General features: G+C 71.4%; 24 protein-coding genes. 7 read left to right on the forward strand and 17 right to left on the reverse strand.

Translation table 11 applies throughout. From position 1 onward, the window contains the following. Window positions 1–79: 79 nt before the first annotated feature. Window positions 80–781 (forward strand): HNH endonuclease family protein, encoded by a 702-nt coding sequence (locus tag NRB56_RS17100; RefSeq protein ID WP_153343365.1) that lies wholly within the window; start codon window positions 80–82, stop codon window positions 779–781. Window positions 782–882: 101 nt separating this feature from the next. Here NRB56_RS17100 and NRB56_RS17105 read toward each other — a convergent pair whose 3' ends face one another. The 3 genes from NRB56_RS17105 to NRB56_RS17115 all read right to left on the reverse strand — a co-directional run bounded on the left by NRB56_RS17105 (window position 883) and on the right by NRB56_RS17115 (window position 3730). After that, a complete protein-coding gene (locus NRB56_RS17105; RefSeq protein ID WP_153343367.1) occupies window positions 883–1452 on the reverse strand; it encodes a histidine phosphatase family protein in 570 nt (189 codons plus the stop codon). Between the two features lie 240 nt (window positions 1453–1692). Then, complete coding sequence (locus NRB56_RS39040) at window positions 1693–2739, reverse strand: C40 family peptidase (protein WP_227837875.1); 1047 nt, start codon at window positions 2737–2739, stop codon at window positions 1693–1695. 46 nt (window positions 2740–2785) lie between these two features. After that, the gene (locus NRB56_RS17115; protein WP_319943101.1) at window positions 2786–3730 is read right to left on the reverse strand and encodes a LysR family transcriptional regulator; all 945 of its coding nucleotides are present in this window, start codon (window positions 3728–3730) and stop codon (window positions 2786–2788) included. Window positions 3731–3875: 145 nt separating this feature from the next. On the opposite strand from NRB56_RS17115, the gene NRB56_RS17120 reads away from it, so the two are divergent. After that, window positions 3876–4688, forward strand: coding sequence for an MBL fold metallo-hydrolase (locus NRB56_RS17120; protein ID WP_153343369.1), 813 nt, complete (start codon window positions 3876–3878; stop codon window positions 4686–4688). A 9-nt stretch (window positions 4689–4697) separates the two neighbouring features. Here the strand turns inward: NRB56_RS17120 and NRB56_RS17125 are convergent, their stop codons facing one another. Beyond that, window positions 4698–5984 carry an aromatic ring-hydroxylating oxygenase subunit alpha gene (locus NRB56_RS17125; RefSeq protein ID WP_153343371.1) on the reverse strand — a complete coding sequence of 429 codons (1287 nt, stop codon included), beginning with the start codon at window positions 5982–5984 and terminating at the stop codon, window positions 4698–4700. 133 nt (window positions 5985–6117) lie between these two features. On the opposite strand from NRB56_RS17125, the gene NRB56_RS17130 reads away from it, so the two are divergent. Continuing rightward, complete coding sequence (locus NRB56_RS17130; protein WP_153343373.1) at window positions 6118–6705, forward strand: TetR/AcrR family transcriptional regulator; 588 nt, start codon at window positions 6118–6120, stop codon at window positions 6703–6705. A gap of 129 nt (window positions 6706–6834) precedes the next feature. Here the strand turns inward: NRB56_RS17130 and rplL are convergent, their stop codons facing one another. Then, window positions 6835–7218 carry a 50S ribosomal protein L7/L12 gene (gene rplL, locus NRB56_RS17135; RefSeq protein WP_153343375.1) on the reverse strand — a complete coding sequence of 128 codons (384 nt, stop codon included), beginning with the start codon at window positions 7216–7218 and terminating at the stop codon, window positions 6835–6837. A 67-nt stretch (window positions 7219–7285) separates the two neighbouring features. Beyond that, entirely contained in the window at window positions 7286–8323 is a 1038-nt protein-coding gene (locus NRB56_RS17140; RefSeq protein ID WP_319943102.1) for an Lrp/AsnC family transcriptional regulator, read from the reverse strand. A gap of 80 nt (window positions 8324–8403) precedes the next feature. On the opposite strand from NRB56_RS17140, the gene NRB56_RS17145 reads away from it, so the two are divergent. Beyond that, window positions 8404–9720 (forward strand): type III PLP-dependent enzyme domain-containing protein, encoded by a 1317-nt coding sequence (locus tag NRB56_RS17145; RefSeq protein WP_227837877.1) that lies wholly within the window; start codon window positions 8404–8406, stop codon window positions 9718–9720. Window positions 9721–10054: 334 nt separating this feature from the next. Next, on the forward strand, window positions 10055–11590 hold the full coding sequence (locus NRB56_RS17150; protein ID WP_153343379.1) for an N-acyl-D-amino-acid deacylase family protein: 1536 nt from the start codon (window positions 10055–10057) through the stop codon (window positions 11588–11590). 137 nt (window positions 11591–11727) lie between these two features. On the opposite strand, the gene NRB56_RS17155 is transcribed toward NRB56_RS17150, so the two are convergent. The 5 genes from NRB56_RS17155 to NRB56_RS39725 form a co-directional block, all read right to left on the reverse strand. Beyond that, window positions 11728–12513 (reverse strand): acyl-ACP thioesterase domain-containing protein, encoded by a 786-nt coding sequence (locus tag NRB56_RS17155; RefSeq protein WP_194290893.1) that lies wholly within the window; start codon window positions 12511–12513, stop codon window positions 11728–11730. Between the two features lie 117 nt (window positions 12514–12630). Next, window positions 12631–12993, reverse strand: a complete 363-nt coding sequence (gene crcB / locus NRB56_RS17160) for a fluoride efflux transporter CrcB (RefSeq protein ID WP_319943103.1) — start codon at window positions 12991–12993, stop codon at window positions 12631–12633. Further along, entirely contained in the window at window positions 12990–13547 is a 558-nt protein-coding gene (gene crcB, locus NRB56_RS17165) for a fluoride efflux transporter CrcB (protein WP_319943104.1), read from the reverse strand. The genes crcB (NRB56_RS17160) and crcB (NRB56_RS17165) overlap by 4 nt, the downstream gene beginning before the upstream one ends. A gap of 161 nt (window positions 13548–13708) precedes the next feature. Further along, a complete protein-coding gene (locus tag NRB56_RS17170) occupies window positions 13709–14431 on the reverse strand; it encodes an ABC transporter permease (protein ID WP_319943105.1) in 723 nt (240 codons plus the stop codon). 25 nt (window positions 14432–14456) lie between these two features. Further along, on the reverse strand, window positions 14457–15326 hold the full coding sequence (locus NRB56_RS39725) for an ABC transporter ATP-binding protein (RefSeq protein ID WP_319943106.1): 870 nt from the start codon (window positions 15324–15326) through the stop codon (window positions 14457–14459). A gap of 52 nt (window positions 15327–15378) precedes the next feature. Between NRB56_RS39725 and NRB56_RS17180 the strand changes: the two genes are divergently transcribed. Then, a complete protein-coding gene (locus NRB56_RS17180) occupies window positions 15379–15999 on the forward strand; it encodes a TetR/AcrR family transcriptional regulator (protein ID WP_319943107.1) in 621 nt (206 codons plus the stop codon). A gap of 531 nt (window positions 16000–16530) precedes the next feature. On the opposite strand, the gene NRB56_RS17185 is transcribed toward NRB56_RS17180, so the two are convergent. From NRB56_RS17185 to NRB56_RS17195, 3 genes are all read right to left on the reverse strand, one after another. Further along, a complete protein-coding gene (locus NRB56_RS17185) occupies window positions 16531–18009 on the reverse strand; it encodes an FAD-dependent monooxygenase (RefSeq protein ID WP_153343387.1) in 1479 nt (492 codons plus the stop codon). 92 nt (window positions 18010–18101) lie between these two features. Next, window positions 18102–18716, reverse strand: coding sequence for a TetR/AcrR family transcriptional regulator (locus tag NRB56_RS17190; protein ID WP_153343389.1), 615 nt, complete (start codon window positions 18714–18716; stop codon window positions 18102–18104). A 78-nt stretch (window positions 18717–18794) separates the two neighbouring features. Next, window positions 18795–20000: a L,D-transpeptidase gene (locus tag NRB56_RS17195; RefSeq protein WP_406603498.1), complete on the reverse strand. Its 1206-nt coding sequence runs from the start codon at window positions 19998–20000 to the stop codon at window positions 18795–18797. A 1813-nt stretch (window positions 20001–21813) separates the two neighbouring features. On the opposite strand from NRB56_RS17195, the gene NRB56_RS17200 reads away from it, so the two are divergent. After that, the gene (locus NRB56_RS17200; protein ID WP_153343393.1) at window positions 21814–24114 is read left to right on the forward strand and encodes a CoA transferase; all 2301 of its coding nucleotides are present in this window, start codon (window positions 21814–21816) and stop codon (window positions 24112–24114) included. Between the two features lie 430 nt (window positions 24115–24544). On the opposite strand, the gene NRB56_RS17205 is transcribed toward NRB56_RS17200, so the two are convergent. Genes NRB56_RS17205 through NRB56_RS17215 form a run of 3 tightly spaced genes read right to left on the reverse strand, consistent with a single transcriptional unit; the run spans window position 24545 to window position 26279 of the window. Beyond that, window positions 24545–24859, reverse strand: coding sequence for a hypothetical protein (locus NRB56_RS17205; protein WP_153343395.1), 315 nt, complete (start codon window positions 24857–24859; stop codon window positions 24545–24547). Beyond that, the gene (locus tag NRB56_RS17210) at window positions 24852–25055 is read right to left on the reverse strand and encodes a hypothetical protein (protein ID WP_153343397.1); all 204 of its coding nucleotides are present in this window, start codon (window positions 25053–25055) and stop codon (window positions 24852–24854) included. Before NRB56_RS17210 ends, NRB56_RS17205 begins: the two co-directional genes overlap by 8 nt. 45 nt (window positions 25056–25100) lie before the next feature. Then, complete coding sequence (locus NRB56_RS17215; protein ID WP_153343399.1) at window positions 25101–26279, reverse strand: CaiB/BaiF CoA transferase family protein; 1179 nt, start codon at window positions 26277–26279, stop codon at window positions 25101–25103. Window positions 26280–26427 lie beyond the last annotated feature (148 nt).

Raw genomic sequence — 26427 nt, forward strand, 5'->3', positions numbered from 1 at the left:
GCACAATTGGATCTGTTCGGAGTGCGCTGCGGAAAAGGCGCTCCGGGCAGTGGAATTGCTGCGCGTCGAAGGATGATCGATGAGGACCGTCACCAAGCTGGCCCTGAGTGTTGTGGCGGTCGCCGCATTGCTGAGCGGATGCAAGCCGAGCACCACGCCGGCCAGTGCGCCGGTGAACCCGGGGGCCGGCCAACCGGGGCCGAACCTGCCCGCTCCGATGAGTGCCGCGGACGCGCGGAATATGCTGGCCACCTTGCAGATCAAGGCCGCCGCCTCGAAGGCCGGTTACGACCGTGAGAAGTTCGGGCAGGCCTGGACCGACGACAACGACGCGCCCGGCGGCCACAACAAGTGCGATACCCGCGACGACATCCTGCGCCGCGACATGGTCGATATCCAGCCTGTCACCGGCTGCCAGATCCAGTCCGGCACTCTGCACGACGTCTACACCGGTAAGACGATCGCATTCGCGCGCGGGCCGAAGAGCAGCGCCGTGCAGATCGATCACATGGTTCCGCTCGGCGACGCGTGGGAGACCGGGGCGCAACAGCTTTCGCCGGAGAAGCGCCGTGATCTGGCCAACGATCCGCGTAACCTGCAGGCCGTGGACGGGCCGACCAACGAGGGCAAGGGCGACGACGACGCCGCGGAATGGCTGCCGCCGCAGGCCGGTTACCGCTGCATCTATGTCGAGCGGCAGATCCAGGTGAAGTCGATCTACGGGCTGTGGGTGACCCCGGCCGAGCACGACGCGATGGCCGGGGTCCTGCAGGGCTGCTGAGCATCCACCGGGGACGCAACTGTAACCGGCTGCGGCGCATCCGGTTACAGGTCGGCGTCGGCCCCGCGCTACGCGGAGGTTCCTGTCTCGCGGGCTGTCGGTTACAGCTCGCGGGCGGTGCCGCGCACGGTCCAGCCGGTGCCGCGGTGATGCAGTGTGGTGACGCTGAGTGGTGGGATGTCGAGCCGCCAGAACGAGCGGGCCGGGGAATCGAGGGCGATCAGGACGCAGGCGCGGGCGATCGCGGGGTGGGTGACGGCGACGATGCGCCCCGGTTCCTCGACCGTCCGATCGAGCCAGGCCCGGACCCGGTCGAGGAGGTCGGTCAGGGATTCGCCGCCGTGGCCACGGAATTCGGGATCGGTGAGCCAGGCGGTCAGGTCCTCGGCCGGTACCGTGTCCATGCTCGTCCCGGCCCAGCGACCGTGGTGCAGGTCGGCCAGGGCCGGGTCGATCTCGCCCGGCAGACGCAGTGCCGCAGCGGTTTCCGTCGCGCGTAGCTCCGGCGCGAGCCGGATCAGGTCGGGGTGGGTGGCGCAGGGAAGGCCGGCGGCCCGGTCGGCGGCGCGGCGCCCGAGCGCGTTGAGCGGCTCGTCCGCGGGGAACCGGGCGGCCTGAACCGCATCGGTGATCGCGTGGGTCACCAGGGTCAATCGGGTGACCGCGTTCATGCGATCGAGTCTCCCGCGAGCTCGCCGGTGGTCGCGGGGGACGGTCCGCCGGGCGCGTGCCTTCCGGTGATCCGGTTCTGCATGGCAAGGCTCGATCCGCGTGGGTGGGAACCCGGTGCAGTGGCTGGTGGCGTGGGGCGGACCCGGGTTCCGGCGGTCCGCCCGGACACGATACGAAACCGGTGGTGCGACGGTCAATCGGACATTTTCCGCCCGACCCGAAGGTGCGCGGGGTGTCGATCAGAAGCGGGTGGCGTGGTAGCCGCCGACCGCCGTCAGTTTGATGACCTTGACGTGGTCGCCGGTGTGCGGTGCCTCGACGACCTGTCCGTTGCCGACATAGATCATGACGTGTCCGGGGTTGCCGCCGTTGAATTCGGCGTCCGGGAAGATCAGGTCGCCGGGCTGGAGGTCGCCGGGGTTGACCGGATGGTTCTTGGTGGCGTTGTACTGCGCGGAGGCGGTACGCGGCATGTTGTGGATACCGGCCTGCTCGGCCGAGTACTGCACCAATCCGGAGCAGTCGAAGGCGTTCGGGCCCTCGGCGCCCCACACGTACGGGTCGCCGACCTGTTTCAGCGCGGTGTCCAGGAACTTCTTCTTGGTCGAGTCGGTGACGCCGCCGATCAGGCCCTGGATCTGCGAATCCGTCAGCGGTGTGGTGTAGGTCGGGGGGCTGCCGTCACCGCCGCGGCCACCGTGGTCGCCGGTTGTGACGACCGGCGGGTCGGTGTCGCCGACCCCGGCCGCGTGCTGCTGGATGCGCGTGGCAGCGTCCTGCATGTCGGAGTGGACGTCGTTCACCGCCTTGAAGCAGGCGTGGATGATCGGACCCTCGTCCTTGTAGGACGTCGGGGTCGGCAGACTCGCGGGAATGGCCGAATGCAGGTCGCCGATCGCTCCGTCGATGCTCTTGCAGGCGTTGCCCGCGATGCCGGCGACGTCCGCCACCCGTCCGCCCACGCCCTTGTCGTAGCGCACCAGATCCGCGTTCACGTTGTCGACATGTTGGACGTTCGCGTTGTACGCGGTCGTCAATTCGGAGGTGTTCGTCTTGTCCGCCAGGTCCTTGTAATTACCGGTGCCGTGTTCGTTCGTGGCGGGATTGGTGATCAGGGCCGAGAAATCGGGAGCAGCGGCCGGGTCGCCGGAGCCGAGCAGGTCCAGGCACCAGGTGATGTAGCTGCGGACGGCGATCACCAGGTGTTCGAGGCCCTTCGATGCGTGTGCGGGCGCGCTCAGATCGGCGGCGTCGCGTTTGGCCTGGTTGATGTCCGTGGTCGCCATGGACTACCGCACCCGTCTCCCATCCGATTCACAGCTATGAGGACGACTATGGGCCATTCCCACTCGTGGCGATATCGGGAATCGGGATCGGCTGTCCGGCGTCGCCGGGGGTGAGGCAGTCGAGGAAGGTGTGCACCAGCGGTCTGGCCTCGTCGGCGCGCCAGACCGCGCACAGTTCGACCGCGGGCACCGGGTCGTCCAGGATGAGTGCCGCGGCGGGGGCGTAACCGCCTGCGGCCGTGGCGAATCCGGCGCGCAGCGCGGAGGCGAAGCCGATCAGCGGCCGGACCGACACCAGGATCGCGGTGGCGTTCGAATCGTCTTGCCAGTGCGCGACATTCAGCGTGATGCCGCTGCGGCCGGCGGCGTCGAACAGCGCGTCGTACATTGCCGGGCTCTGTTCCCGCCGGAACAGTACGCAGGGCTGATCGGCCAACTCGCGGAACGGTATTCGGGTGCGCGCGGCCCACCGGTGATCGGTGCCGACAATCGCGACCAGCGGCACCCGCAGCATCGGGCGGTGCCGGTACTGCGGCTGGGCGGGGCGGCCGTACACGAAGGCGACGTCGAGTTCGCCGGCGGACAGGGCGGTCAGTTGCGGGCCGGTGCGCTGTTCGGCGAGGTTCACCTGGACGCCGGGGGCGACGGCGCTCATCCGCGCCAGCGCGGCGGGCAGGATGCTGCGGCCCGCGGCGAAGTTGTAGCCGACGCGCAGGGTGCCGGTGCGGCCCGCGGCGGCGGCGTGGACCGCGGCGCGGGCCTCCTCGGCCTGGGCGAGCAGCAGCCGGGCGTGATCGCGCAGCGCCACACCGGCGGGCGTGAGTCCGACCTGATGCGAGGTGCGGTCCACCAGCCGCGCGCCGAGGCTGCGTTCCAGGCGTTGCAGTTGCTGGCTCAGCGAGGGCTGGGTCATGTGCAGCCGCGCGGCCGCGCGGCCGAAGTGCAGTTCCTCCGCGACCGCGAGAAACGATTCCAGCAGCCTGAGTTCCACCGTCGGCTCCCGCCGGTCGTGTTCGGGTCGAGACGGTTTCAGCTTATCGGCGGTGGCCGACCCGCGGCGGGCAACGCTCGCGCCGCGGTGACGCCCGCGGGTACGGTGACGCACGGCCGGGTCCGAAGGCAGTGGAGGGCGAGGTATGTGGAAGATCTGTGCCACCTGTGCGGTGGAGCACGACGCGGCGGCGCGGGTGTGCCGCATCTGTGCCGACGAGCGGCAGTGGGTGCCGGCGGCGGGGCAGTTGTGGCTCGGCGAGGACGAGTTGCTCGCCTCGGGCCGGACCGCCTCCATCCGGGAGCTGGAACCGGATCTGTTCGGGCTGACGGTGACTCCGAAGGTGGGCATCGGTCAGCAGTCGCATCTGATCCGCACGCCGGCGGGCATCGTGTTGTGGGATGTGGTCGGCTATGTCGACGAGGCCGCGGTGGCGACGGTGCGGGAACTCGGTGAGGTGGTGGCGATCGTGGCCAGTCATCCGCACCATTACGGGACGCAGGTGCAGTGGAGCCGGTTGCTCGGTGGCGTGCCGGTGTTCGCGGCGGCCGCCGATCTGGAGTGGGTGGCCCGCCCCGATCCGGTGATCCGGCCGTGGCGCGATCGGCTGGAGCCGGCGCCGGGAGTGACGGTCCGGCAGGTGGGCGGGCATTTCCCGGGCAGCGCGGTGGCACACTGGGCCGCGGGGGCCGGTGGCGCGGGGGTGTTGTTCAGCGCGGATACGGTGCAGGCCAATCCGGATCGGATGTCGGTGGCGTTCATGCGCAGCTATCCGAACCGGATCCCGTTGTCGGCGGCGGTGGTCGAGCGGGTGGCGGGCGTGGTGTCGGAGTTCGCCTTCGACCGGGTCTACGACAATTTCGGCAACACGGTCGACGGCGATGCCCGCGAGGTGATCCGTCGTTCCGCGGACCGCTACATCCGTTGGGTCCGTGGCGATTTCGATCACCTGACGTGAGTTCGGCGGCTACCCGGTCGCGGTGGCGGCCGGGTCGCGGCGCTCGAAGTGCGCGTTCACGTATTCGATCGCTTTCCCGTGCAGGTGCCGCAGCAGGATCTCCTGGTCGTTGAGCGGGAATTCGGTGATCACGCGGGAGGCGAGCATGGATTGGGTGGCCTCGAGGGTGTTGCAGTCCTGGAGCCCGAACTCCTTGAAGGTCAGCGCCGCCAGCTCTTGGCGCAGCCGGTCGGTGGCGGTCCTCGCGGGCGCGAAATACAAAGTGCCCTCGAAGATGTGGCTGTCGGGGCCGGTGGGCCAGTAGTGGTAGGTCAGGTACCAGCCCGGCGCCCACACCACGATCATGAAGTTCGGGAAGAAGATATAGGAGTCCAGGCCCCACGCCGGGTGTTTCGCGGGGTTCAGTCCCGGCGGCAGATTGTCCAGGGCGGGGATGTCAGGGCGGTCCCAGGCGCCGAAATTGCCGCTGCGGAGCGCTCTTTCGATCGGCTTGACCATGCTCGGGTCCTTCGGCGGGGCCATGCCGCCCCACGAGGAGACCATGCCGTGCGGGCCGTCGAGCCGATAGTGCAGCGCCTCGAAGCCGAAGCCCTGTAGTTTCGACGATTCGCCGGCGACGTACTGCTTCGCGTGCAGGATCGGCGCGTGGTAGAACTCGGCGAAGGCGTCGATGTAGAGCTTCCAGTTGCTGCCGACCTCGGCGCGGTACTTGTAGACCTCGGTCATCTCGCCGAAGGGGTAGCCCTCGAGGCCCGCGGCCAGTTCGCCGAGGTAGTCGCGCAGGGGTGCGGCGTCGTCGTCGAGGTTGACGAAGACGAAGCCCTCCCAGACCTCGCAGCGCACGGATTTCAGTCCGTGGGTGCTCTTGTCGAGATCGAAGAACTCCTGTTCCTGCTGGACGAAGGTGAGTTCACCGTCGAGGCCGTACCGCCAGGCGTGGTATTTGCAGGTGAACTGCCGGCAACTGCCCGACACCTCTTCGCCGGGGTAGTCGTTCCAGACGAGTTTGTTGCCGCGGTGGCGGCAGATGTTGTAGAAGGCGCGGATCTCGTCGTGTGCGTCGCGCACGATCAGCAGGGAGGCGGCGGCGACGGCCAGTTCGCGGGTGAAGTAGCTGCCCTTGCGCGGAAGTTGTTCCACCCGGCCGACATTGAGCCAGGTGCGGGCGAAGATCGCGTCCCGCTCGCGCTCGTAGTGCTCGGCGGAGATCGAATCCTCGAACGACATCGGGCCGGTGCCCAGGTGCGGGTAGTGCTCCGTCCACGACCCCTCCGCGGGCTTCGCGAAATGTGGCATCCCGAGTCCTTTCCACTGCCGCCGACCGCTGCGGCGGGCGCGTCACAACCTCCCGCGACACTAGCCGTTCGGCAAGTAAATTACTAGCTGATCGTAAAGTACCGGGCTGCCGGTCGACCAGTAGGATGCGGACATGACGACCGCCGCGCGCCCGTCCGCCTGGGACAACGACTCCCGGCAGCGCTTCCTCGACGCCGCCGTGGCGCTGTTCGTCCGGCACAGCTTCGCCGGAACCTCGCTGCAGATGGTCGCCGACGAGCTCGGCGTCACGAAGGCGGCCGTCTACTACCATTTCCGGACCCGGGACCAGTTGCTGGTCGCGGTGATGGAGCCGATGCTGACGCGGTTGCGGGAGGTGATCCGGGCCGCCGAACAGCAGCGCACGCCGCGCGCTCGCGCGGAGTCGATGCTGGCCGGTTACGCGGCGCTGGTGGCGGCGAGCCGCTCGACGTCGTCGGTGCTGACCACCGATCCCAGTGTGATTCGGGTGCTGCGGCACCATCCGGAGTGGAGCGAGGTCATCGCGCGGCCGCCGGTGCTGCTGGCCGGGCCCGATCCGGGGCCGCTGGGGGGCGTGCACGCCACCACGGTGCTGACCGGCCTGGCCGGCGCGGCCTCCGGCGCGCCCGCCGACCTCGACGACGACACGCTGGCCACCGCGCTGCTCCACACCGGGCGCCGCATCCTGGGCTTGCGCGCGCCCCGGCGCCACTCCGCCTGATCCGCCGACCCGGCCGCCGGTTCGGCCGGATCGGATGTGGGCCTTGCCATTTCGCGGCGGCTACTTCACGACGGGGCGAGCGGCTATTTCACGACGGGGCGAGCGGCTATTTCACGACGGGACGAGCGGCTATTTCACCACGGCGCGAGCGCCGGCGGCCTCGAGTTTGGCCTTGCCGGCCTCGGCCGCCTCGCGGTCGACGTGTTCCAGGATCGGTTTCGGGACCGCTTCGACGAGATCCTTGGCCTCCTTGAGGCCGAGGCCGGTGATCATCTCGCGGACCGCCTTGATGACCTGAATCTTCTTGTCCCCGAAGGATTCCAGGATCAGATCGAATTCGTCCTGTTCCTCCGGGGCGTCCACGGGGGCGGGTGCGGCGAGGGTGGCGGGCACGGCCGCGGCGGCCGCGGTGACCCCGAACTGGTCCTCGAACGCCTTGACGAACTCCGAGAGTTCCAGCAGCGTCATATCTTTGAAGACATCGAGCAGTTCCTCGATGGACATCTTGGCCATGGTGTCCCCTTGCGCAACCGACCAGGCGATATCTCCATGATAGGGATTGCCTCGGCAGCACGGGGTTTCAATTCTGTGTCCGAATGCTCGTGCTGCCGAGGGATTCCGGGCGTGGCGGGATGTCACGGACGGCGCGGCCCTCGCCGTCGAGCAACCGGCCCAGTTGTTTCACCGTCCGCAGGCTGATCGCCCGGTCGGTCACCACCAGGCCCGGCGCGTGTTCGGCGAGTTCGGCCTCGAGGACCGGCAGGGCGGACAGGGCCGGTAGCCAGGCCATCAGCAGCAGATTGTCGGGCCCGGTCAGCGCGCAGCACAGCCGGACCTGCGGCAGCGCGGCGAGGGCGGGCCCTGCGGTGGCGAGGTGCGCGGCGGGGACGATCGCGCGGACGATCGCGGTGATCGGGGTGCCGGTGATCGGCTGGGCGACGTCGCAGCGCAGCCGTAGTTGCCGGGAGGCCAGCAGCCGGGTGACCCGGCGGCGCGCGGTGGCGTCGCTGATGCCGGCGCGTTCGGCCAGCTCGGTGAAGGGCATCCGGCCGTCCTGGTGCAGTAGCCGGTAGAGCCGTTCGTCGGTGCCGTCGATGCGCAGCGGCCGGGGTGGCGCGGCGGTGGCGCCGGCCCGCAGCAGGCGTTGTTGTGCCGGTTCGAGGCTGTGCAGTCGCCAGCGGGTAGCTTCGCCGTAGCCGACGGTCCGCAGTTCGCAGCGGTACCCGCGCACACCGGGCAGCGGTTCGAGCACGGTGTGCAGGTACTGCGACACGGCGGCGGGGTTCGGCTGGACGAGCACCGCCAGCAGGGCGTGGCCGCCGCTGCGGTGGTACAGGTAGAGGATCGGGTCTAGTTCGGCCAGCGCCGCGGTGACGGCGTCGAGTTCGCCGGGCGCGCAGTCGATGTCGACGTAGGCGAGGCAGAATTCGGGGTGCCGGGCCGGGCCGACGACACAGGTCACCCACGCCAGCCCGGCGGCGGTGAGACGGTGCCAGCGCCGGGCGGCGGTGACGGCGTCGATATCCAGCGCGGTCGCCACCTGCGACCAGGGGGCGCGCGGGCTGAGCTGGAGAGCGTTGATCAGAGCGAGGTCGAGCTCGTCGACGGAATCGTGCACGGGTGCCTCCTTTCGCGGGTGCCGGTGACGGTATCAGGCGATCCGGGCGGGAAATGCCGAGGTGGCGGCACTGTGCCGGTATGACGATGGCACGAGGATTCGATCCGGTGGTGCGTTCGGCGGTCCGGTCGGGCCTGGTCGGCGCCGGTAGTCCGGTAACCGGTTTCATCGATGTGGACGGCATCCTCGAGTCGGTGCGGGATTTGACGGCCGCGTTCGACGGTGTGCCGGTGCTGCACACCTTCGCGGTGAAGGCGGCGGCGCTGGTCCCGGTCCTGCGGCTGCTGGCCGACGCGGGCCTCGGTTGTGAGGTCGCCAGTCCCGGCGAGTACGCGCAGGCGCTGGCGGCGGGGGTGCCGCCGGAGCGGATCGTGTACGACTCCCCGGCGAAGACCCGCGCCGAGCTGGCCACGGCGTTGACCGCCGGCGCGGCGGTCAACGCCGACAATCTCGACGAACTCGAGCGCATCGACGCGCTGCTGCCGGCCGCCCCGCCGGCGGTGGGTCTGCGGATCAATCCGCAGGTCGGCTCGGGGGCGATCGCGGCGATGAGCACCGCCGGACGGGCCTCGAAGTTCGGGGTGCCGCTGCGGGAACAGCGGGAACGGATCATCGCCGCGTGCCTGGCCCGTCCGGCACTGACGCGGCTGCATGTGCACGTCGGGTCCCAGGGCTGCCCGCTGGAGTTGATGGCCGACGGCGTCGCGGCGGTGTACGAGCTGGCCGAGCGGATCAACGCCGCGGCGGGATATCAGCAGATCACCGGTGTGGACATCGGGGGCGGACTGCCGGTGAACTTCACCGGTGACGAGGTGACCCCCACCTACGCCGACTACGCGCGGTTGCTGCGCCGGCGGGTGCCGGGGCTGTTCGACGGCCGGTACACGCTGATCACCGAGTTCGGCAGGTCGCTGCTGGCGAAGAACGGGTTCGTGGCCGCGCTGGTGGAATACACGAAACAGGCCGGCGATCGGCGGATCGCGATCACCCACGCGGGTGCGCAGGTGGCGACCCGCACGGTGTTCATGCCGCAGTCGTGGCCGCTGCGGCTGGGCGCGTTCACCGCCGCCGGTGACCGCAAGTCCGGTCCGGCGCTGCGGCAGGATGTGGCGGGCCCGTGCTGTTTCGCCGGCGATATGGTCGCGCTCGATCATCCGCTGCCGGAGCTGACGGCCGGTGATGTGGTGGCGCTGTACGACACCGGGGCCTACTACTTCTCCACACCGTGGTCGTACAACAGCCTGCCGCGCACCGCGGTGTACGGCTTCGCGCGGCGCGACGGCGAGGTGCGGTTCACCACGATCCGGGCGCAGCAGTCGATCGCGGAGATCGTCGCCGAGAGCGGTGGCGCGCAGGCGGACGCCCTACTGGCGCTGTGCCCGGTGCGGCAACGGTGAGCTGCCCCAGCACGGCACGGCACGGCACGGCACGGCACGGCACGGCACGGCACGGCACGGCACGGCACGGCACGGCACGGCACGGCACGGCACGGCACGGATAGCATGCGCCACAACATGTTTCGTTGCACGTGCCGCATCGGCGCGCCCGGGCGGTGACATCCGTGCCCGCCGGGGCCGCAGGAACACGCCCGGTGATACGACGGCGCCGCATCCGGGCAGGCTGCGGCAGCATGAGGCGGTGGCTGTCCGGCGTCCCGGCCGCCGGTCTCGTGATGCCGTGGTGACCGATCGTCCCGGTGCTGCTGCCGGGACATTCCGGAAAGGGAGGACCATGTTGGATCTGCTGTTGCGCGGCGGGACGGTCGTCGATGGGACCGGCGCCGCGCCGGTGCTCGCCGATCTCGGGATCGACGGGGATCGGATCGTGCCGGTCGGTGCGGGCGAGACGGCGCGGGAGGTGGTCGACTGCGCCGGGATGGTGCTCGCGCCGGGATTCGTCGATCTGCATTCGCACGCGGATTTCACGATTCGCTGGTTCCCGGCGGCGCAGTCGTGCCTGCGGCAGGGGGTGACCACGATCGTCACCGGGAACTGTGGCACCTCACCGTTTCCGGTGGTGGCGAGCGACGGGGGCGGGCAGTGGCCGAGTTTCGCCGCGTTCGCGGACGCGGTGGACGGCAATCGGCCCGGGGTGAACGTGGCGGCGATGGTCGGGCACGCGGCGTTGCGGTCGTCGGTGGCGGGTAGTGCGCGGCGCGCGCTGACCGAGGCGGAGCTGGTGCGGATGTGCGATCTGCTGCGGGAGTGCGCCGCCGCGGGTGTCTTCGGGGTGTCGAGCGGATTGATCTATGCGCCGGGCTCTTTCGCGTCGGCGGACGAGATCGTCGCGGTGGCTACGGCCGCGGCCGAGGCGGGCCTGCTGTACACCACCCATATGCGCGACGAGGGCGATCGGCTGCTGGAAGCGGTCGACGAGGCGCTGGACACCGCGCGCCGCAGTGGCGTGCGGTTGCAGATCTCGCATCTGAAGGCGATGGGACCGGCCAATCACGGCAAGGTGCGAGAAGCGTTGCGGCGCATCCACTCCGCGCGGGGCGACGGTATCGATGTGGCGTGCGATGTGTATCCGTACACCGCGTCGTCGACGAAACTCAGTTCGCGACTGCCCGATTGGGCGCTCGACGGTGGACCGGCGGCGCTGGTGGACCGGCTGCGCGATCCGGCGACCGCGGCCCGCATCGAGGCGGAGGTCGCGGCCCGGGTGGGTCGCACGCTGTTGCCGGCGGGCACGGTGATCGCGGCGCTGCCGGCCGGTCCGTTCAGCCGATGGGTGGGCGCCTCGCTCGCCGATGTCGCCGCGGCGGAGGGGCGCACCCCGGAGCAGACGGTGTGCGATCTGCTGCGCGAGCACGACGCCGACGTGTGGATCGTCAATCACGCGATGGCCGCCGACGATGTGGACACCGTGGTGCGGGACGAGCTGAGCGCGATCGCCAGCGACGGCTGGGTGCTCGACACCTCCGGCGGCGGGCATCCGCATCCCCGCAACTTCGGTACCTTCGCCCGCGCGGTGGCCGAGTATCAGCGCACCCGGCACGTGGTGGGGCTGGCGGAGGTGGTGCGGAAGATGACGTCGCTGCCCGCGTCGCGCATCGGGCTCACCGACCGCGGGGTGCTCGGCCCGGGCCGGGTCGCCGACATCACGGTGTTCGATCCGCAGACGTTCGCGGACACGGCGACCTATGCGCGACCGCTGTCGTACGCGACCGGCGTCGTGCACGTCCTCGTCGGCGGCCGGTTCGCGGTCCGCGACGGCGAGTTGTCGGCGGATCGGCACGGTACCGTGTTGCGGCACACCGTCTCCTGACCGCCGGTCGAGCGCCGGGACTGCCGGCGGACCGCCGGGCCCCGGCACACGATCCGGCCGACGTCGCGTTCCTTGCTGGAGAGCGACGCCGCGTGCGGTGCAGATCCCCCGTCAGCGCGGGGGATGCGCGGCATGGTTCACGGGGCGCGGCGCAGCTGGGCGAGGGCGCGGACGTCGCGGTCGACGGCGAACCAGATGGTGAGGCCGTCGCGGCCGCGATCGGTGTAGATGTCGACGTGTTCGCCGGGGCGCACGGCTTTGTGGCATTCGAGGATGTAGCGGTGCGGGCGGGCGGTGACATCGCCCGCGTCGGTGAGGTATTCGTACACCCCGGCCCAGTAAGTCGTGGCCGCGAGCTGGCCGAAATGGTCGAAGTCGCTGCGCCGCAACGGGAATCGGTCACCCATGCTGGCCGGCAGCGGAGCTCGCAGCCACGGCCGCCACGACAGCGGCTCCGGCGCGGCGGTGGTGGCCATGAGTTGCAGGTAGCGGTCGGAGATGCGAGCGGGGTTGCGGGTGTCGGGGTTGAGGTGCACCCAGAAACCCTCGGTCTCGATCAGGCCGCCGCGGTCGGTGTCCAGGCGCAGCCGCATCGCCGACCACATCGACGCCAGGCCGGAACACCAGCGGCGCAGCCGTAACTCGGCGGGGTAGGCGATCGGCTCGATCACGTCGACCACGGTGCGCCGGACCGTCCAGTGCGGGTTCCCGGCGAGCAGGTGTGTGGCGGCGAGGTGTTCGATGCCGGTCTCGTGGATGTGGCGGGCGATGCCGTCGGGGCGCAGGCAGTCGTCGCCGTCGAGGTCGGTGGGTGTCAGGCGCAGGGTGCGGTCGAAGATGTGGCCGGCCTCGGGCAGCGGCGGCAGCGGCCGGTCCATCGCGGGTTGCGATGCGTGGGGGACGCGGGCGAACGGACTCGTCATCGGCACACCTCGTGGTCCTCGAGCGATCGGCATGCGCGGCGAGGCCGTCGGCTGCCGCCCGCCACCGACAGTGGTTCCGAGGGTAGTGCAGGATCGACGCCGGTGGGGGCGGCCCGGTCAGCCGGTGACGGCCGCGGCGGCGGCGTAGCCGGCCAGCGCGGCGCCGAGACCGGCGACGATGCTCACGGCGACGTTCAGCACCGCGTAGCAGCGGGCGCGTTGTTCCAGCAACCGGACCGTTTCGTAGCCGAAGGTGCTGTAGGTGGTCAGCGCGCCGCAGAATCCGGTGCCGAGCAGGGCCAGTTCGGGCCGGCCCGCGGTGGCGCCGGTGAGCGCGCCGAGGATCAGGCAGCCGATCACGTTGACGGTGAGGGTGCCCCACGGGAACACGCTGTCGTGGCGGGCTTGCACGGCCCGGTCGGTGAGGTAGCGCGCGGGTGCGCCGAGCATGGCGCCGAGCACGACGAGGACGACTGTCACGACGCGTTCTCCTCCCGGTGGGTGACGAGGTGCTCCGGGTCGCCGGTGCCGGTGCCGGTGCCGGTGCCGGTGCCGGTGCCGGTGCCGGTGCCGGTGCCGGTGGGCAGGATCGCCCGGCCGAGGCCGACTCCGGCGTACACGGCGAGCAGGGCGGCGACGACGGTGCCGGCGAGGTAGCCGAACGCGATCGCGGCGGAACCGGGTTGCAGCAGGTCGCGGGTCTCGACCGCGTAGGTGGAGAAGGTGGTGAAGCCGCCGAGCACGCCGACGCCGAGGAACGGCCGGACCAGCCGGTGCGCCGACCGGGATTCGGTGACGAACACCATGAGCACACCGATGGCGAGGCAGCCGGTGATGTTGGTGACGAAGGTGCCCCAGGGGAAGGCGCCGGGCCGGGTGGGCAGCAGGTGCGCGATCCCGAAGCGGGCCAGCGCGCCGAGGCCGCCGCCGGCGGCGATCACCGCGAGGACGGCGCCGTGCTCGCGGGCCAGTTCGCCGCGCTGGGCGGGGATGCGCAGATCGATGTCGGGGTCGATGGGGCGGTTCTCGGGCACGACGGACTCCTACTCGGACACAGGACTGCTGGTCAAGTAGGGACTGTTGGTGACCTGTCGGCACGGTTGTTCCGGTGGACCGGAAGCGGCGAGCCCCACCGCCGCACCCGGCCACGATAACCGATCCGCCGGTGCGCGCGCAGTGATCGCGACCACGCCGGTCAGAGCGCGACGAGCCGGCTGCCGCGGCCGCGCAGCCGTAGCGCCGCGGCGAGGGCGCAGACCACCCCGGCCGCGAGCAGGATGGCGCAGGTGGTGACGGTGGCGGCGGTGTCGCCGGCGAGGGAGGCGCGCAGGCCGTGCGCGGCCCAGTAGCCGGGCGAGATCGGGGCGACGACGTTCACCCAGTGCGGCAGGACCGACAGCGGGACCAGGGCGCCGCCGAGGCTGCTGAGCAGCATGCCGCCGATGTCGTAGGCGGCCGACAGTTCGCCCGCGCTGCGCGCCAGGACGCCGAGTAGGGTGCCCAGGCCCAGCAGGGTGACGCTCCAGCTCAGCAGTACCGCGGCCAGCAGCCCGTAATGCTGCGGGCGCAGGCCGAGGAAGGCGCCGGCGAATCCGAGGATGAGTGCCTGCTGGGTCAGCAGCGCGAGGAAAGCGGGCACGGCCTTGCCGGTGAACAGTTCGGCCGGGTGGGCCGCGCTCGCGCGCAGCCGGTCCCAGGTGCGGGCGAGTCGTTCGGTGAGGATCGCGCTGCCGGAGATGCTCAGCGCCAGCAGCGAGAAGGTGACGACGGTGCCGACGACGGCCTGTTCGGTGCCGGCCGCGGGGCCCTGGGCGGCGGTGTACAGCGGGCGCAGCAGGGTGAGGAACACCAGGGGCAGGATCATCCGGCTCAGGATCGGTCCCGGTTCGCGTCGCACCAGCAGCAGGTTGTGTCGCACGAGAGTGGTTGTGCGAGTCAATGTTTCAGCAGGCAGCGGCACGGTCGGTCTCCGGATCGGTGGCGAGGGAGCGGTAGAGGTCGTCGAGGTCGGGGCGGCGCACGTCGACGGTGGCGGGGGTGCGGCCGGTGGCGAGCAGGGCGGCGAGATCGGCGCCGGGATCGCGGGTGCGCAGGCGCAGTTCGGGTTCGGCCGGGTCGGCGAAGGTGACGCGCAGTTCGCCGGGCAGGCCGCCGGTCAGTTCACGCTGGGTGCCGCGGGCGACGACGCGCCCGGCGCGCGCGAGCGCCAGGGTGGCGCCGAGGTCGGCCAGTTCGGGCAGGTAGTGGGTGGTGTAGAGGACGGCGGCGCCAGCGGCGGCGCGCGCTTTCACGGCGGCGAGCAGGGCGGTGCGGGTGTCCGGGTCGGCGCCGGCGGTGGGTTCGTCGAGCAGCAGCAGCGGGGGTGCGGCGACCATCGCGGTGGCCGCCTGCACGCGCCGGCGCTGCCCGCCGGACAGCGCGCCAGTGGGCTCGTCGGCGACGTCGGTGAGCATCAGTTCGCCGAGGATGTCGGCGACGCGGGTCTCGCGCGCGCGGCCGCGCAGGCCCGCGAGTCCGGCGAACAGCCGGACGTTCTCACGTGCGGTGGCGCGGTGGTAGAGGGCCATTTCCTGGGGTGCGACGCCGAGCAGCCCGCGGGCGGCGCGCCCGGCGCGGACCGCGTCGAGGCCGCCGACGCGGACCCGTCCGGCGTCGGGCCGCACGAGGCCGGTGACGATCTCCACGAAGGTGGTCTTCCCGGCTCCGTTGTGGCCGATGAGCCCGGCGATCTCGCCGGGAGCGACGGTCAGGTCGAAACCGTCGAGTGCGTTCCGGCCGCCGTAGCGCTTGACCAGACCTTCCGCGACGAGCACGGCGACCTCCCGTTCCTCATGTCTACGCTGTATACGTATACACTGTAGACCTGTGAGTGGCAGACGGGAAGAGATCCTCGACGCGGCGATCGCGATCGCCGACGAGCACGGTCTGGACGCGGTGTCGATGCGGGCGGTGGCCGACCGGATCGGGGTGACGCCGATGGCGCTGTACCGGCATATCGCCGACAAGTCGGCGCTGCTGGACGGGCTGGTCGGGCGGTTGCTGGCGGGTCTGCTGCCGGCCGAGACAGTGGCGCTGCCGTGGGATCGACGGCTGACAGCACTGGCGCACGCGACCCGGGCGCTGGCCGGGTCGCATCCGTGGGCGGCGCAGTTGCTGTTCAGCCGGCCCACGGTCACCCGCGACGGCGCCGGGGTCGTCGACGCGATCTACGCGGCGTTGCTGGAGGCGGGGGTGCCGGATGCGGAGGTTCCGCGGCTGGAGCGGCTGGTGAGCACGTTCGTGCTGGGGTTCGTGGCCTCGGAGGCATCCGGGCGGTTCACCGCGGCCGACGATCGGCGGACCCGCCGCGGCGCGATCCCCGACGGGCCGCTCGCCACGCACGCCCGTCTGGCCCCGTATCTGCGGTTGCCGGTGGACCTGGCCGCCGAGTTCGACGCGGACCTGCGCGATCTGATGCACGTGATCACCGCGGCGGCCGCTGACTAGGCGTCCGCGGTACCTGCGGGCCGCATACTTCGGTCGCGGCGCGGGTGCCCCGGCCGCGTGGCCGGGTCACCGGCGGGGTCCCGCAAGCAGCGCTACACCCGCGCCGACGCGCGTTCTACCACCGGCTGTGCCCGGGGTGCGCTGCTGGGAGCCATGCCTCCACCGACCTCAGCAGCTGGTCCGCACTCGTCACCCGGTCGCATCGGCGGCCTTGGTGATCGGTGAAAAGTGCCATCCAGCAATCATTTCGGATCGTCACGAGTGCGGCGACGTCCGCCGGTCGGGCTACCGATCCCCTGCGACGCGCGATCCCCCCGAACCGTTGTCCCACAGCGGAACAGCGATGGCACTGGACAGGAACCGGCACCGAGGGCATTTACCGCGTCGACCCCGGGGCATTACGAGTCCGTCCGCGCCGTCGGGCGAGCGGAACGGCCTCAGGGCCGGATTCGTGGCAGCACAGAGGTTTCGGGTGCGCACCGGGCCGTGGCACCGGGAGGCGCGATCGAGTCGCCGTGGGCGGTCACGCGCTCAGCCGGCCGCGGACAGCCGGTGGGCCGGGCCGAACCAGCGGGTGAGGGCGGCGTGCAGTCCTTCGATGTCGAGTTCGGTTGCGGCCCAGGCGATGTAGCCGTCGGGGCGGATCAGCAGGATGGCCGGGACGTCGGTGACCCGGAGCGTGTCGACGCGGCCGGACCAGGCGGCGGCGGGGTCGGTGCCGGTGGGGTCGAGCAGCAGGGGGCGGGCGGGGGTGCCGACGGTGAGGTCGGGGGCCAGGTGACCGGCCAGCGGGTGGGCGCAGCCGGTGTCGTAGCGGGTATCGGAGCCGGCCAGCAGGCGGGCGATGTGGCCCGTGACGCCGGGGAGGTCGAGCAGTTCTCCGAAAAGCTTTCGGAGGGCGGTGATTTCGGGTCCGGGGGCGACCAGCGCGGATTGGGCGAGGGTCTGCATCATGACGCGTTCGGCGACCGGGCGGCGTTCGCTCTCGTAGGTGTCGAGCAGGCCCGCCGGGGCGTGGCCACGGACCTCGGCGGCGAGTTTCCAGCCCAGGTTGAGCGCGTCCTGCAGGCCCAGGTTCAGGCCGGGTCCGCCCATCGCCGAGTGCACGTGCGCGGCGTCGCCGAGCAGCAGCACCCGGCCGTCGCGGTAGCGGTCGGCGAGGCGGGTGTTCTGGCCGACGACGCGGCGCAGTACCGGGTTCAGGTCCGGGGGCAGTGGCAGCATCGGCAGTTCGGCGCCGAGGACGCGGGTGACGCTGTCGCGCAGTTCGTCGAGGGTCATGGGGGTGTCCTCGTCGACGGGCCCGGCGCCGTGCTCGACGGTGGCGACGATGGCGCGGCCGGGTTGCAGCTCGGCGAAGACGAACAGGCCGCGCTCGACCCGGTTGTGGCCGAAGCGGAAATGCCCGGCGCCGGGTATGTCGAGGCCGCCGTCGGGGGTGCGCAGGGCGGCGGGCACGGTGGCGTGGCCCAGGCGCGAGATCCGGTCGGGGGCGGTGAAGCCGGGGAAGCCGATGCCGGATCGCTTGCGTACCAAGCTCTTTCCACCGTCGGCGGCGACCAGGTACGCCGCGGTCAGGGTGTGGCCGCCGGTGGGTCCGGCGACGGTGGCGGTGACCTGTCCGGTGTCCTGGGTGATGTCGGTGAGGGTGTGGCCCCAGCGCACCTCGACGCCGAGGGTGGCGGCCCGGTCGGCCAGCAGCCGGGTGAGCACCGGTTGCGGGATCGGCCACATGCACATCGGATTGTCGTGCAGGTCGGCGAAATTCAGGGTCATGGCGCTGAACAGGTAGGCCGGCACCGGTTGTGGCGGGGTGTCGGGGTAGAGGCCGCGCATGTCCATCGCGCGGACCACCGAGCCGACGAGGCCGTTGGCCTTCTGTTCGGTGCTGGGGCCGGGTGTCCGTTCGAGCACGATCGGCGTGACCCCGGCGAGGGCGAGTTCGCAGGCGAGCATGAGCCCGTTCGGGCCGGCTCCGGAAATGATGATGTCGCAGCTGTTTTCGGACATGGCGAGGCCACCTCTCAGGTAGGGCAACGGATTTCGGTGATTCCGGGCACGGCGCAGCGACCGGCGGGCCGGTGGGCGGGGTCGGGGGTGGGTCAGGCCGAGGGGTCGGGGAGCCCGGCGGCGATGCGGGTGAAGGCCTCGCGCAACGGAACCGTCAGGAACACCGGGGGTTCCGCGCGGACGTAGACCTCGATGGCGGCCTGGTAGGCGACGACGACGGCGCCGGCGACCAGCCGCGGATAGAGGTCGCGCTCGGCGTCGGTGCCGGTGCGCGCGGCGACGGCGGCCGCGAGGTCGCCGGTCACCTCCCTGGTGAACGCGGCGTACACCTCGGGTACGGCGGTGAGTTTGGCGGCTTCGGCCAGTTGCTCGCGGGTGGGGGGCCGGCGGTTGACGCCGTCGTCCACCAGGGGCGCCAGGACCGCGGCGGTGACGGCCTCCCACAGCGGTTCCCCGGCGGGGCGGGCGCGCAGCATCTCGACGGTGCGGCGCATCCGCTCGATCTGGCGGTAGGCCAGTGCCTCGTATTTGTTGGCGAAATAGTTGGTGAAGGTGCGTACGGACACCCCGGCCTGCGCCGCGATGTCCTCACGCACCACATTCTCCAGGCCGCGCTCGAACATCAGCACCAGCGCGGCATCGCTGAGCGCCATGCGGGTGTCGAGTTTCTTGCGCTCCCGGAGTCCGGGGGGCACCGATGCGGCCATGTCTGCCAGCATAGGCACTTCGATGCCCACCGGGCAATGTTTCCTACAGGGCAATTTTTCCCTGCGGGCATGTTCCGGTCAGTCGGTGGCGTTGCCGGCCTGCCAGACCTCCCACGGAACCTCCCAGTCGCCGTAGGTGTCCCAGATCGGCAGCGGCGGGCCGCCGGAGTTGACGATCTCCACCACGTCACCGATGCCGAAACGGTCGTAGAACCACTGCGCGTTGGCCGGGGAGAGGTTCACGCAACCGTGTGAGACGTTGCTCGAGCCCTGCTGATTGACCGACCAGGGCGCGGAGTGCACGAATTCGCCGTCGTTGGAGATGCGCAGATCCAGATAGACGGTCTCGCTGTAGTAGCCGGCCTGGCCGGCGCACACACCGTAGGTGCAGGAGTCCATCACGATCGACGGCTGCTTACCGGAGATCACGTGCGGGCCCACGTGCGAGGGATGACCGGGGTCGCCGAGACTCATCTCCATCTCGTTGACCTGCACGCCGTTCTGGAAGATCGTCAACTGGTCGGTGTCGCCGTCGGCCTTGGCGACCCACGAGTCGTGGACGGTGTAGTCGGCGCCGTAGTTCTCGGCGCCGAAGATGCCGTCGCCCAGATCGACACCGAGCACATCGGCCTGGATGTGGATCCGCGTGCCCGGCTGCCAATAGGTCGGGCCGCGGAAGTGCACGGCCCGATCGTCGACCCAGTACCAGGCGCCCGGCTGCGGCGGGGTCGTGGTCACGTGCAGGTGTTTCTGCACCTCCGCCTTGTCGGACACCGGCGCGGTGAACTGGAACACCATCGGCTGCCCGACGCCGATCCCGGTGTCGGCCACCACTTCCGGGGCCGGCACCACGTTGGCGTAGGCGGTGCGGCGCGGGCTGAGGGTGGTGACGGTGAAGTCCTGTTGCGTATGCGCGCCCGCGGCGTTGACCGCGTCGGCGACGACGGTGTAACTGCTCGCGTAGTCCAGGGGTTCGGTGGTGGTCCAGGCGGACTTGTCCGCGGCGAGCGCACCGGCGATGTCGCCGTGCGGCCCGTGCACGGTCACTCCCGCCAGGGTGCCACCACCGGCCTGCACCGTGATCGGCAGCGGCGCAACGGGTCCCGGCTGTGCGGCGGGCACGGTGATCGTGGCGGCCGGCACGGCCGCGCGGCTGCTCGAACCGGCCGGCGCTCCCGGCTGCTGCGCGGCGGGCGTAGTCGTGTTGCTCCCCCCGGAGAAGCCGAGCACCAGCGCCACCAGCACGATCACCACCACCACGGCGGCCCCGGCGAGCACCCACACCCCACGCCGGGTCCGGGCCGTATCCCACAGTGCGGCAGCACGACCGGGCCCGCTCGCCGGTTGCCCGGTCGCCGACTGCCCGGCCGCCGGCTCCCCGCTCGCCGGTTGTCCGGCTGCTGACAGCCCGGCCGCCGGGATCACCACGGTCGGCGCGGCGGCTCCTGCGCCCGGCGTGATCCGCTGCCACGCCGACCCGGCATCCTGCTGCTTCGAGTCCTGCTGCGGCGCGGTCTTTTCGGGTGTGGCCGAGGCGACCGTTGTTGCGGCCGAGAGAGAGTCGGCGACGGTGGGCGCGCCGTCCGCAGGCGCCGTTGTGGTTATGGCAGCAGATGCCATGTCAGGGGTGCCGGTCGGTCCGGCGCCGTCCGGTTCGGTTATGGACTCGCCCGCTTCGGGCTGTGGTCCGTTCGCCCCGGAGCCCTTGTCGCCCTGGGCATCCGCAGCGGCGGTTCGCGAGGTGGCCTGATCACCTGCGCCGCCGGCACCCGGATCGGTCGTTCCGGTTACTGGATCATCGGCGCGCGTGCGGTCGCCGGTGGTCGAGAGTGCGACGTCCGCCGCGCTCGGTTCGCCTGGGACGGCAGCGGCCGGCGACTCACTCGTCTCCGGGTGCGAGACGGTAGCTTCGCTCGGGTCCTCGGCGGTCTCGCGGCCGACGTCGGCGGTGGTCGCGGCGGCCCGGTCGCTGGATTGTGCGCCCCCGTCATCTGCTGCTGGTGCTCCGGTGGGTGCCGCTGCGGCAACTTCACTCGCTGCCGCGTCCCCGCCAGCCGCAGCGGCACTCGCGTCGGCCGCCACGACGCCTGTCGCCGATGTCGCGGCGGCGCTCGTCTCGGTCGCGGTGTCACCGGTTTCCGATGCGGGCGCGGCCGGATTCGAGCCACCGTCGCGGATGGGCGCGCCGGTGGTGGGCCGGGGATCGGATTCGGTGCCCGCGCTCACGTCCGCCGCCTCCGCGGCGATGTCGGCGGAATCGGTTGTGGCGGCGACGGAATCGTCTGTTGCGGCCGGGCGGCCACGTTCGGCCGGGCTGATCGTCTCCGGTTCCGACGCAGGTGCTGTCGAGCCTGCAGGATCAGCGGCTTCGTCGATCGCTCCCGACGGCTCGGCAGGTGCGCCCGACTGGTCCGGGACGTTCGCTGCGGAGGGCGCGCCGTTGTCCCGTCCGGTGGTACCGGAGTTCGAACCAGTGGTAGCGGAGTTCGAACCAGTGGTACCGGAGTTCGAACCAGTGGTACCGGAGTTCGAGCCGGTGGCGCCGGGTACCAGGTCCGATTCGTCGGGGGCGGTTGCCGCAGTGGTCGTTTCGGCTGGCTTGGCATCGGTGGCCGGGTCGGGCGTGGGCGGTGACGGCACCGGCGAAGGTCGGTCGGCGCCGGGGGTGTTCGCGGGTGCGTGCGGGGCATCCGACGTGGAATCGGTTGCGGTGGTCGGCTTTTCGGTGCTCGCCGGGGTCCGGTCACCGGAGGTGGACGCCGAAGTCGCGCCGGGATCGGAGTGGGTCGGATGATCGGGCGAATCGTCCTGTGCGGCACCGGATTCGGTGGACGCGGCGGCGGGGTCGGTCGGCGCGGCCGAGTCGTCGGGCCGGTCGGCGATGCTCATACTTCTGTTCTTTCCCCACGCGGTCGGGCTCTGCGCGACGCGCTGCTCGTCGTCGGCGCTCCCAGGGTACTGGACCTTTCCCAGGTCGCCACCCGGAACGGGAGGTCGTGGGCGGTGGGCGAGCGCGGGGGCGGGGGTCCGCCGATCGGATGTTAGTGAGTGTTTGCTTCTGTTAGGGTTTCCGGGGGCCGGACAGATCGGAGTGTCGATGCAATCGAGCGGAACGCCGCTGGCAGGTGTGCGGGTGGTCGAGGTGGCGTTGGGGGCGGGCGCGGTGGCGGCGGGTCCGGCGGGGAGTTTGCCCGGTGCGCTGCTGCGTGATCTGGGTGCGGAGGTGACGCGGGTGCGGCCGGCGCGGCGCTCGACGCTGGATGCGGGGGTGGAGTACGAGCGGGCCTGGGATCACGGGAAGCATCCGGTCGAGCTCGGCGACGATCCGGAGGCGGCGGCGCGGCGGGTGAGCGAGCTGGCGGCCGGAGCCGACGTGCTGGTGCTCTCCGGGCCGGAGGCGGCGCTGGAGCGGCGCGGGGTGCGGTATTCGACTCTGGCGCAGGCGAATCCGCGGTTGATCGTGTCACGGATCCGGCCGTCGTTCCACGCGCTGGGCGATATCCCGGACATCGAGTTGCTGGTGCAGGCGCGGGCGGGGCTGTTGACCCAGATCCGGGCGCACCGGGCCGGTCCGGCGTTCGGCGATCCGGCGGTGGCCGGTCTGGGGGCGGCGTTGTCGGCGACGGTGGGGGCGCTGGCGTTGCTGTACGAGCGGGAGGCGACGGGGGTCGGCGGCTGGGCGGAGACGTCGCTGTACGACGGGTTGCAGGCGATCCTGCCGATGATCATCGGGACCGTGGAGCATCATTCGCCGTCGACGACGCTGCTGTGGCAGCAGCAGGGCCCGGCGGAGGCGCTGTCGTATCGGTGTGCCGACGGGGAGTATCTGCAACTGTGGTTCGGCGCGAAGGGCGCCTACGAGCAGTTCCTGGAACACCTCGGCGATCCGCCGTCGGAGAAGGGTTACAACGCGGATCTGATCAGCGGCGCGATGGTGGAGCGGGGCCGGCGCTGGGCGGCGACGTTCGCCACCCGTGATCGCGCCGAGTGGCTGGAAAGCCTTGCCGGGCACCAGTTCCGGTGCGAACCGGTGTGGCGGCCGGGCGAGGCGCTGCGGGACGGGCATGTGCGCGCGATCGGGCTGGCCGTCGAGCGCGAGGATCCGGATCTGGGCCCGGTGACGATGCTCGGCCCGGCGCTGCGGGTGCGGCGGGCCGCCGACGGCGCCGCGCCCCCCGCCGCCGCGGGGACCCGGCTGCTGTCGGATGTGCGGGTGCTGGACCTGTCGGCGTATCTGGCCGGGCCGGTGGCGCCGTTGATCCTGGCCGAGCTGGGCGCCGACGTGGTGAAGGTGGAGCCGCGCACCGGCGACGCGCATCGGGCGATGCAGCCGATGTTCGCGGCGGGACAGCGCGGCAAGCGGGCGCTGGCACTGGATCTGAAGGCGTCCGGCGCGGCGGAGGTGCTGCGCCGGTTGTTCCGCGACAGCGATGTGGTGCACCACAATTCGCGGGTCGGCGCGGCGGAGCGGCTCGGGTACGACGAGTCGACGGTGCGGGCGGCGAATCCGGTGGCGATCTACAGTTTCGCCAGCGGCTTCGGCGAGCAGGGGCCCCGCGCGCTGTTGCCGGCCAACGATCAGCTGATGCAGGCGCTGGCGGGAATCGAGGCCGGGCAGGGCGGGCACGGGCAGCCGCCGACCTATCTGGTGTGGGGTGCGATCGATGTGACCGGCGGCTGGCTGGCCGCGTGCGGCATCATCGCGGGCCTGTACGCGCGCCGCCGCGACGGTGGCGGGCAGGTCGTGCGCAGCAGTCTGCTGGGTGCGGCGCTGACGATGAAGTCCGGCGCGTTCCTGGCCGGTGATCGGGTGGTCGGCGGTCCGGTGCTCGACGCGGGGCAGACCGGATACGGCGCCGCTTACCGCCTGTACCGCGGCGGTGACGACGCGTGGTTCGCGCTGGCGATCCCGGATCAACCGGCCTGGGACCGGTTGCGGGCGACGGTCCCGCAGGCGGATCTACCGGCGACCCCGCCGCCACTGCGCACCGAGTCGGGCGAGCCGCAACCGGCGGAACTGATCCTGGAGCGGCTGTTCGCGACGAAGGACGCCGGTTGGTGGGTGTCGGCGCTGCGTGCGGCCGCGGTCCCGGTGGAACCGGTTCCCGAGGCCGACCGCACCGCGTTCGCCACCGGATTCGTCGACGATCCGGTCAACCGGCGGCTGGGCCGCGTCACCGACTACCGGTGGGACGACCGCGGCCGGGTCGCGCAGCCGTCGTTCCCGCCCCGCGTCGGCCCGGAGCCGGCGCCGCGCGCTCGCGCGGGCATCCCGGGTCTGGGCGAGCATACGCGGGAAGTGTTGCGCGAGAGCGGTTTCGATGACGGCGAGATCGCGGAGTTGATCGGCAACGGCACGGTAGCGGCTCCCACCGCCACGCCGCTGTCGCCGAGCTGATCCGTGCAAACGATGGTCGCCCGACGTGCTTCCGAACCCCGCCGCGCCGATCGACGGCAGCGGCCGCCCGGCCGCGGCGGGGATCGGTGGTCGTGCGCCCGCCCGGGCCTTGCGCGCGGAATGTGTTGCGTGAGGCGAATTTTCCGGCCTCCGCCGATCGCGAGGACGAGGTGGTGGCCGGACCGGCACCGGCCGGAGGCCGAGCTCGGACGGATCGCGGTCTCGTAGCCCGAGCCGCGCGCGTCGGGCAGTGGACCCCTGCGCACCCGCCCGGCGCACCCATTCGGCGCACCCGCCCGGCGTGCCGGCCTGGTGTGCCGAATGGGTTACAAGACAGCAGTTCCGGATCGTGGATCTACCGTGGCATGCACCCGCCCGCCGGTGGTTCGGGCGCCGGCCGCACCGGAACGCGGCCGATGTCCCGGGCTTTTCAGAGTTCGAAGCGGGCGCGCAGGCAGACGTTCAGTTGTTCCAGTTCGGCGTCGGAGAGCCTGCCCTTGTGTTCGAGGAAACTACAGCGGGTGAACGCGGAGACCTCGTGGACGCCGACGACCTGGTTGTCGCCGAGGGGCACGGTGAGCAGCGCGAGGCTGGAGGGGACTTCGCGGGCGGCGAGCACACGGGCGCACAGGACGGCCGGGCGCCGACGCACCATATGGGTGGAGTCGACCACCACGACCGTGAACTGCCGGCCCGCGATCGTGTGGACGAGCCAGATCTCGCCTTGACTGGTCGGTTCATTCATCGTCGAACCCGCGCTCGCTCTCCTCGTAGAACGTCAGGTCCGGCCCGCCACGCTCGTCCTCCCAGGCGGCGAGGTGCCGCAGGTCGTCTTCGAGCATCTTCTGCCGGACGGCTTTCGCGACATAGTCGCTCATCTTGCCCTCGCCGGCGACCGACTTCAGTCGCACGGCGATTTCGTCCGGCAGGATGATGGTCATCCGTGTAGCCATACGCACGATCGTATGTCCGATCGAACGTACGCCTCAACCCCCGGTGACCACCCCATTGCCGAGCAGACCATCGATGTCGGCGGCAGCGACACCCCAGTCCCGCAGCGCCGCGGCGGGGTCCTGCGCGGCGGGCCGCGGCGGCGCGGCGGGGGTCCGGTCGAAGCGGGGCGCGGGGGCGGGCTGGACGACGCCGTCGACGGTGGTGAAGGTGCCGCGGGCGCGGTGGTGCGGGTGGGCCGCGGCCTCGTCGAGGGTCAGCACGGGCGCGAAGCAGGTGTCGGTGCCTTCCAGCAGCGCGCACCAGTGTTCGAAGGTGCCGGTGGCGAACACCTCGGCGATGCGGGCGGTCGCGGCGGGCCAGGTGTCCGGATTGCCGTGGTGCGGAAGCAGTTCGGCGGTGAGGCCGAGCCGGTCGAGCAGTTGCGCGTAGAAGCGGGGCTCGCCGCAGCCGACGCTGACCCACCGGTCGTCGGCGGTGCGGTAGACGTTGTAGAACGGGGCGGCGAGGTCGAGCACGTTGCCGCCGGGGGTGTCGGACCACAGGCCCTCGGCGCGCATGCTGTGCACGACGGTGGTGAGCAGGGCGATCCCGTCGGACATGGCGGCGTCGACGACCTGGCCCCGGCCGGAGTGGGCGCGTTCCTGGAGTGCGGCGAGGATGCCGATCACCAGCAGCATGCCGCCACCGCCGTAGTCGCCGAGCAGGTTCAGCGGCGGCATCGGGCGGCCGCCGTCGCGGCGCAACAGGTCCAGGGTGCCCGACAGCGCGACGTAGTTGAGGTCGTGGCCGGGGGTGCGGGCCAGCGGCCCGTCCTGTCCCCAGCCGGTGATGCGCGCGTACACCAGCCGGGGGTTGCGCGCCAGGCACTCGTCCGGCCCGATGCCGAGCCGCTCGGCGACGCCGGGCCGGTTGCCCTCGATGAGCACGTCGGCGTGGTCGGCCAGCCGCAGCGCGGCCGCGAGGCCCTCGGGGGTCTTCAGGTCGACCGCGAGGGTGTGGCGGCCGCGCTGGACGGGGTCGATTCGCCGGTGGCCGTTGATCATTCGCTGCGCGCCGGTTTCGCCGGGAGCATCGGCGGTGACCTCCGGGCGGTCGAGCGCGATCACCTGTGCGCCGAGGTCCGCCAGCACCATCGCGCCGAAGGGCCCCGGCCCTCGCCCGCGCAGTTCCAGCACCTTCACCTGCGACAACGGTCCGGCCATATGCATCATCCTCCTCAATAAAGAAAGCGTTCACTTACTATATGGAGGGTGCTGGTTCGGGACGGCCGGATTCTCGCATCCGGTCGTGGGGACACTGCTCGGCGCAGGCCGGCTCGGCGGGATGCCGCGGCCGACGGGCGTGGCCGCCGAGGTGACG

The organism is Nocardia aurantia (assembly GCF_009604425.1).
Classification (GTDB): domain Bacteria; phylum Actinomycetota; class Actinomycetes; order Mycobacteriales; family Mycobacteriaceae; genus Nocardia; species Nocardia aurantia.

Coding starts and splice junctions, on each gene's coding strand:
- NRB56_RS17100 (WP_153343365.1), top strand. CDS start 80: ATGAGGACCGTCACCAAGCTGGCCCTGAGTGTTGTGGCGGTCGCCGCA.
- NRB56_RS17105 (WP_153343367.1), bottom strand. CDS start 1,452: ATGAACGCGGTCACCCGATTGACCCTGGTGACCCACGCGATCACCGAT.
- NRB56_RS39040 (WP_227837875.1), bottom strand. CDS start 2,739: ATGGCGACCACGGACATCAACCAGGCCAAACGCGACGCCGCCGATCTG.
- NRB56_RS17120 (WP_153343369.1), top strand. CDS start 3,876: ATGTGGAAGATCTGTGCCACCTGTGCGGTGGAGCACGACGCGGCGGCG.
- NRB56_RS17125 (WP_153343371.1), bottom strand. CDS start 5,984: ATGCCACATTTCGCGAAGCCCGCGGAGGGGTCGTGGACGGAGCACTAC.
- NRB56_RS17130 (WP_153343373.1), top strand. CDS start 6,118: ATGACGACCGCCGCGCGCCCGTCCGCCTGGGACAACGACTCCCGGCAG.
- rplL (WP_153343375.1), bottom strand. CDS start 7,218: ATGGCCAAGATGTCCATCGAGGAACTGCTCGATGTCTTCAAAGATATG.
- NRB56_RS17145 (WP_227837877.1), top strand. CDS start 8,404: ATGACGATGGCACGAGGATTCGATCCGGTGGTGCGTTCGGCGGTCCGG.
- NRB56_RS17150 (WP_153343379.1), top strand. CDS start 10,055: ATGTTGGATCTGCTGTTGCGCGGCGGGACGGTCGTCGATGGGACCGGC.
- NRB56_RS17155 (WP_194290893.1), bottom strand. CDS start 12,513: ATGACGAGTCCGTTCGCCCGCGTCCCCCACGCATCGCAACCCGCGATG.
- NRB56_RS17185 (WP_153343387.1), bottom strand. CDS start 18,009: ATGTCCGAAAACAGCTGCGACATCATCATTTCCGGAGCCGGCCCGAAC.
- NRB56_RS17190 (WP_153343389.1), bottom strand. CDS start 18,716: ATGGCCGCATCGGTGCCCCCCGGACTCCGGGAGCGCAAGAAACTCGAC.
- NRB56_RS17200 (WP_153343393.1), top strand. CDS start 21,814: ATGCAATCGAGCGGAACGCCGCTGGCAGGTGTGCGGGTGGTCGAGGTG.
- NRB56_RS17205 (WP_153343395.1), bottom strand. CDS start 24,859: ATGAATGAACCGACCAGTCAAGGCGAGATCTGGCTCGTCCACACGATC.
- NRB56_RS17210 (WP_153343397.1), bottom strand. CDS start 25,055: ATGACCATCATCCTGCCGGACGAAATCGCCGTGCGACTGAAGTCGGTC.
- NRB56_RS17215 (WP_153343399.1), bottom strand. CDS start 26,279: ATGATGCATATGGCCGGACCGTTGTCGCAGGTGAAGGTGCTGGAACTG.